A 5,412-nucleotide genomic window follows, 5' to 3' on the forward strand; every position below is an offset into this window, starting at 1 on the left:
TCGCCGCCTGATAGGTGAAGGCAGTGGCAATCCAGTTCAGCCCGACGCAGAACTGCCCGAGCCCAAAGCCCCAGCCGGTCAGCATCGCCCCACGCAGGCTGTGCGCCCGCTCGACCAGCCCGCACAGCAACCCGAACGCGATGATCATCAGCGGCGCGAAGCCGAACGGCTGGAAGGCGAAGGCCGACACGGCGCCGCCGATCATGGCCACGATGAACCGCATTATTTGTCTGTCGCCACTACCGCTTCGGGCGCGTGCAGGCGCAGGCGGATCATCCGCTTTGCGTCCGCGTCGATCGATTCGAATCGCCAGCCAGACGAATGCTCGACCGACTCGCCCGGCGGCAGGATCCGTCCCGCCAGCAGGAATGCCAGTCCGCCGAGCGTGTCGATCTCGTCGTCCCCCTCGACCAGCCTTGCGTCGACCTTCTCGGCGATTTCCTCCAGCTCGGTCCGCGCATCGGCCTCCCACAACCCGTCCTCGAGCAGTACGAGGTGCGCCGACGACGCTTCCTCGTCATGCTCGTCCTCGATGTCGCCGACGATTTCCTCGACGACGTCCTCGATAGTGATCAGCCCCTCGGTCCCGCCGAACTCGTCGACGACGATCGCCAGATGGATGCGGTCGGTCCGCATCCGCGCGAGCAAGTCGAGCACGCCCATCGATTCGGGTACGAACAGCGGCGAGCGCAGCAGCCCCTCGATAGTCCGCGGCCGCCCCGGATTGGCCAGTGCGCCGAACACGTCCTTGATGTGGATCATGCCGACGACATCGTCGAGGTCATCGCCGGTGACCGGTAGGCGGCTATGCTCGGCTTCAGCGAAGGCGGCGACCAGCTCGGCGAAATTGAGCGTGTTGGGGACCGAGACGATGTCGCCGCGGGTGACCGCAACCTCGCCCGCGGTACGATCGCCGAAGTGGAGCAGGTTGCGCAGCATCTGCCGCTCGATCGACGACAGGTCGCCGCGCACCTCGGGCGAGGTCTCTGCCTCGTCGATCGCGTCCTCGATCTGGTCGCGCAGGCTGGTCTCGCCGTCGTCGCCGAAAATCAGCGCGCGCATTCCCCGCCACAGGCGCGACGGGCGTTCCTCGGGCTCCTGCGCCATCTAGCGATCGCCCGCGTAAGGATCGGCGATCCCGAGCCGGGCCAGCGCCCGCACTTCGCGCGCCTCCATCGCCTCGGCGGTCACATCGTCGCCATGATCATAGCCGAGCAAATGCAGCGTGCCATGGACCATCAGATGCGCGGCATGGTCGGCGATGGGCACGCGCTTTTCGGCCGCCTCCGTCGCGCAAACGCCTTGCGCCAGCACGATGTCGCCGAGCATTAGTTCGGGACTGTTGGCGTCGCCGATCACGCCGAGCTCGTCCGCCTCGGCGAGCGGAAAGGACAGGACGTTGGTCGCCTTGTCCTTGCCGCGCCATTCGGCATTCAGTGAGCGGACGGTGTCGTCCCCGGTCAGGCGCAGCGCGATTTCGACGCTGCGCTCGCTCGTCGCCAGCTGGGGAAAGGCGCTTTCGGCGACGGCGGCGGCGACGGCGCGCTCGGCGAGCGCCACCCAGCCGATCCTACTGTCCCACTCCGCGTCAGCCTCGACCGAAATGTCCAGCATCATGCGTCCCGACCCTCATAGGCCTCGACGATCCGCCCGACGAGCGGATGACGCACAACGTCCTTCGACGAGAAGCGGATCATCGACAGCTTGGGAATCCCCTCCAGCTTGACGACCGCATCGTTAAGCCCGGATTCGACCCCCCGCGGCAGATCGGTCTGGTTGGGATCACCGCAGATCACCATCCGGCTGCGCATGCCGAAGCGGGTCAGGAACATCTTCATCTGCTGCGGCGTGGTGTTCTGCGCCTCGTCGAGGATGATGAACGCATCGCTCAGCGTCCGCCCGCGCATGAACGCGATCGGCGCGATCTCGATCTCGCCCGACGCGATCCGACGCTCGACCTGCTCGGTCGGCAGCATGTCGTACAGCGCGTCGTAGAGTGGGCGGAGATAGGGATCGACCTTCTCCTTCATGTCGCCCGGCAGGAAGCCGAGGCGCTCGCCCGCCTCGACCGCCGGGCGCGACAGGATCAGCCGGTCGACCGTCCCGGCGATCAGCTGGCTGACCGCCTGCGCCACCGCAACATAGGTCTTGCCGGTGCCGGCCGGCCCCAACGCGAAGATCATGTCGTCGCGGGCGAGCGATTCCATATAGGCGGTTTGCACCGCCGAACGCGGCACGATCGTCTTCTTGCGCGTGCGGATCATGATCTGCGACGGCTGGGCGACGTCTGGGGCGATGATCCCGTCGAGCGCCGGCTGATTGGCCATGCCGATGATCGATTCGACCGCTGCGGCGTCGATGTCATGCCCCTGGTCGAGCCGGTTGTAGAGGCCGAGCAGGACATCGCGCGCGCGCGCCGCCGCATCGGGCTCGCCGTCGATCACCACGCGGTTGCCGCGCGCGGAAATGTTCACGCCCAGCCGCTGCTCGATCATCACCAAGTGGCGGTCGTAATCGCCGAACAGCGGGCCGAGCAGATAGGGTTGATCGAAGTCCAGTTCCAGCTTTGCGCGGCCGAAATTGTCCATGCTCGTCTCGGACAGGCTGGCGAGGTTGAGTTCGGGCTTGCGCGCCATCAGGCGGCGATCCGCTGGTGAATCAAGTCGCTGTGCTTTCGGTTGGTGTGGATTCGCGGCCCCATGTTCTATCGTAGATAGAGCGACGGCGGGGGGACGCAAGCGGGCGCATGGTTCAGGCGGCTTTTGCCGTCGCCAACACCCCGCCCAGGCTGTTGGGCAATGCGCTGACCGTGATCACCTCGATCATGTCGCCGATCTTCGCGTTGGTTTCCACGAACACCGACTGCAGCCACGGCGTCTTGCCGATCATCTGGCCGGGCAGGCGGCCCCTGCGGTCGATCAGGATGGTCGTCGCCTTGCCGACCGTCGCCCGGTTGAACGCGGTGCTATGCTCGGCGAGCCTCGCCTGGAGCCGCTGCAGCCGTTCGTCCATTACCGCCGCCGGCACCTGGTCGGACATGGTCGCCGCGGGCGTTCCGGGGCGCGGCGAATATTTGAAGCTGTAGGCCGCGGCATAGCGGACCGCATCGACGATCCGCAGCGTGTCGGCGAAATTCTCCTCGGTCTCGCCCGGAAAGCCGACGATGAAGTCGCCCGAAATGGCGATGTCTGGCCGCGCCGCGCGGACCTTGTCGATCGTGGCGAAATAGGACGCGACCGAATGGCTGCGGTTCATCGCCTTGAGGATGCGGTCGCTGCCCGACTGCACCGGCAGGTGGAGGTAGGGCATCAGCTTCGGCACATCGGCATGCGCGGCGATCAGCGCGTCGGTCATGTCGGTCGGGTGGCTGGTGGTATAGCGGATTCGCTCCAGCCCCTCGATCCCGGCGAGCGTCCGGATCAGCCCGTCGAGCCCCTGAGTCTCATTCGCCCAAGCGTTGACGTTCTGCCCCAGCAGCGTGATCTCGCGCGCCCCGCCGTCGACCAGCGCCCGCGCCTCGGTGACGATATCGCCTGCCGGGCGCGAAACCTCGGCACCGCGCGTGGAGGGCACGACGCAGTAGGTGCAGAATTTGTCGCACCCTTCCTGCACCGTCAGGAAGGCGCTCGGCCCGCTCCGCTGCCGCACCGGCAGGACATCGAACTTGCTGATCGCGGGCATGTCGGTGTCGACCGGCCTCTTGCCCCCGACGACCTCGGCGACCATCTCCGGCAGGCGGTGATAGGCTTGCGGGCCGACCACCAGGTCGATCATCTTCGACCGCCGTTTCGCCTCCTCGCCCTCGGCCTGTGCGACGCAGCCCGCCAGCGCGATGATCGGTTTGCTGCCGTCTGCGCGGCGCAGGCGGCCGACGTCGGAGTAAGCGCGGTCCGCCGCCTTCTCGCGGATGTGGCAGGTGTTGAGCACGACCAGGTCGGCATCCGCTCCCTCCGCCGCCGCGACCATGCCCTCGGCACCGAGCAACTCGGCCATGCGCTCGCCGTCATAGACGTTCATCTGGCAGCCGAAGCTCTTGACGCGGAAGGACTTGGGGGAAGGGGTCATGGCGCGACCCTATAGGGCAGAGGGGACGATGTTTGAACCCAGCGCTTCTTCAATCGCCACCCTCGCATCGCGCGCCATCGCTTTGCGGTCCTCGCCCGGCGGGAGCGGGTCGAGGAGGCGGACCACGACCGGAAAAGTCCCGCGCCGCCCCAACAATCGGAGCGCATTGGCCTTGCCACTCTCGCCGTCGCTCCACCCCATCGCCACCCGCATCGCGCCATAGTCGATCGCCACCGGGCGTACGGTCGTGCCGGACGGGGCGGGGGCGACGGCGGCGAGGAGCGCGGGGCGGAACTGCAGCAGCGTCACCCCGTCGCCGGTCGTGCCCTCGGGAAACAGCGCCAGCGGCCGGTCGTCGGCCAGCGCCGCCGCAACCGATGCCGCCTGGTCATGCACCCCGCGCCGGTCCTGCCGCTCGATGTAGAGCGTGTCGTTCTGGTCGGCGAGCCAGCCCATCAACCGCTGGTCGCGCACCTCCGCTTTCGACACGAAGCGCGTGCCGGTTGCCCCCGCCATGACCAGGATGTCGAGCCAGCTGACATGATTGACGATCAGCAGGCAGTGCGGCTCGACTGGCGTTCCTGCCGTGCTCACCCGCGCCCCGCAAATGCGCGCGCACCCGCCAAGAAAGCGCGGCGGCCAGCGTGACCGGCCGAACAGCTTGCTCAGCAGATGCGGCGGAAGGCAGACCAGCAGGAGCAAGGCCAGCACGGCGACCCGCCCGACTGCCCGTACCCGCGACGGCTCAGTGATTGCGGTCGACCGCGACGCCGAACAATTCCATGCGGTGGTCGACGAGGCGGAAGCCGAGTTTCTCGGCGATCCGCCGCTGCAACGCTTCCAGTTCCTCGTCGACGAACTCGATCACCTTGCCGGTCTCGACGTCGATCAGATGGTCGTGATGTTCGTCCGACGCCGCTTCATAGCGCGAGCGGCCGTCACCGAACTCGTGCCGTTCGAGAATGCCGGCCTCCTCGAAGAGGCGGACGGTCCGATAGACGGTGGCGATCGAGATGCGGGGGTCGACTGCGGCGGCGCGGGCGTGGAGCGTCTCGACGTCGGGATGATCTTCGGAATCGCCCAGGATCTGGGCGATCACGCGCCGCTGGTCGGTGATGCGCAACCCCTTGGTCGCGCACAAAGCTTCGATGTCGATCCGGCGTTGCATCACTATCGATTAGGCTAGCGCGATGCGGCGGTCAAAGGGCAGGCGACGTCCTCCCCGCGAAATCATCACGGGGAGGATCATCGCAATCAACGCGCCTTGGCGGTCGTCGTCTTGCGGCGCTTGGTGCCAAGTCCGATCGACTTGGCGAGCATCCGACGCTGTTCGGCATAGTTGGGCGC

General features: G+C 67.1%; 6 protein-coding genes and 2 pseudogenes. All 8 read right to left on the bottom strand.

Annotated features, from left to right (window positions below; all coding sequences use genetic code 11):
- Positions 1 to 205: pseudogene (locus tag RMN84_RS05855) on the bottom strand (apolipoprotein N-acyltransferase); the annotation flags it as partial.
- Between the two features lie 17 nt (positions 206 to 222).
- Positions 223 to 1,107 (bottom strand): hemolysin family protein, encoded by an 885-nt coding sequence (locus tag RMN84_RS05860; protein WP_309611258.1) that lies wholly within the window; start codon positions 1,105 to 1,107, stop codon positions 223 to 225.
- Positions 1,108 to 1,614, bottom strand: coding sequence for an rRNA maturation RNase YbeY (ybeY, locus tag RMN84_RS05865; RefSeq protein ID WP_405051447.1), 507 nt, complete (start codon positions 1,612 to 1,614; stop codon positions 1,108 to 1,110).
- Positions 1,614 to 2,588, bottom strand: a complete 975-nt coding sequence (locus tag RMN84_RS05870) for a PhoH family protein (RefSeq protein WP_309611263.1) — start codon at positions 2,586 to 2,588, stop codon at positions 1,614 to 1,616. The genes ybeY and RMN84_RS05870 overlap by 1 nt, the downstream gene beginning before the upstream one ends.
- A gap of 163 nt (positions 2,589 to 2,751) precedes the next feature.
- On the bottom strand, positions 2,752 to 4,065 hold the full coding sequence (gene miaB, locus RMN84_RS05875; protein WP_309611260.1) for a tRNA (N6-isopentenyl adenosine(37)-C2)-methylthiotransferase MiaB: 1,314 nt from the start codon (positions 4,063 to 4,065) through the stop codon (positions 2,752 to 2,754).
- A 9-nt stretch (positions 4,066 to 4,074) separates the two neighbouring features.
- Positions 4,075 to 4,776 (bottom strand): lysophospholipid acyltransferase family protein, encoded by a 702-nt coding sequence (locus RMN84_RS05880; protein ID WP_309611261.1) that lies wholly within the window; start codon positions 4,774 to 4,776, stop codon positions 4,075 to 4,077.
- Positions 4,777 to 4,810: 34 nt separating this feature from the next.
- Entirely contained in the window at positions 4,811 to 5,233 is a 423-nt protein-coding gene (locus RMN84_RS05885) for a Fur family transcriptional regulator (protein WP_309611262.1), read from the bottom strand.
- Positions 5,234 to 5,319: 86 nt separating this feature from the next.
- Positions 5,320 to 5,412 (bottom strand): annotated as a pseudogene (locus RMN84_RS05890) (transcriptional regulator); the annotation flags it as partial.

The organism is Sphingomonas sp., assembly GCF_031380695.1.
In the GTDB taxonomy this organism is placed as follows: Bacteria; Pseudomonadota; Alphaproteobacteria; order Sphingomonadales; family Sphingomonadaceae; genus Sphingomicrobium.

Bases quoted from the DNA above. Each gene is read 5' to 3' on its own strand.
- RMN84_RS05860 (WP_309611258.1), bottom strand. From the start codon at position 1,107: ATGGCGCAGGAGCCCGAGGAACGCCCGTCGCGCCTGTGGCGGGGAATG.
- RMN84_RS05870 (WP_309611263.1), bottom strand. From the start codon at position 2,588: ATGGACAATTTCGGCCGCGCAAAGCTGGAACTGGACTTCGATCAACCC.
- miaB (WP_309611260.1), bottom strand. From the start codon at position 4,065: ATGACCCCTTCCCCCAAGTCCTTCCGCGTCAAGAGCTTCGGCTGCCAG.
- ybeY (WP_405051447.1), bottom strand. From the start codon at position 1,614: ATGCTGGACATTTCGGTCGAGGCTGACGCGGAGTGGGACAGTAGGATC.
- RMN84_RS05885 (WP_309611262.1), bottom strand. From the start codon at position 5,233: ATGCAACGCCGGATCGACATCGAAGCTTTGTGCGCGACCAAGGGGTTG.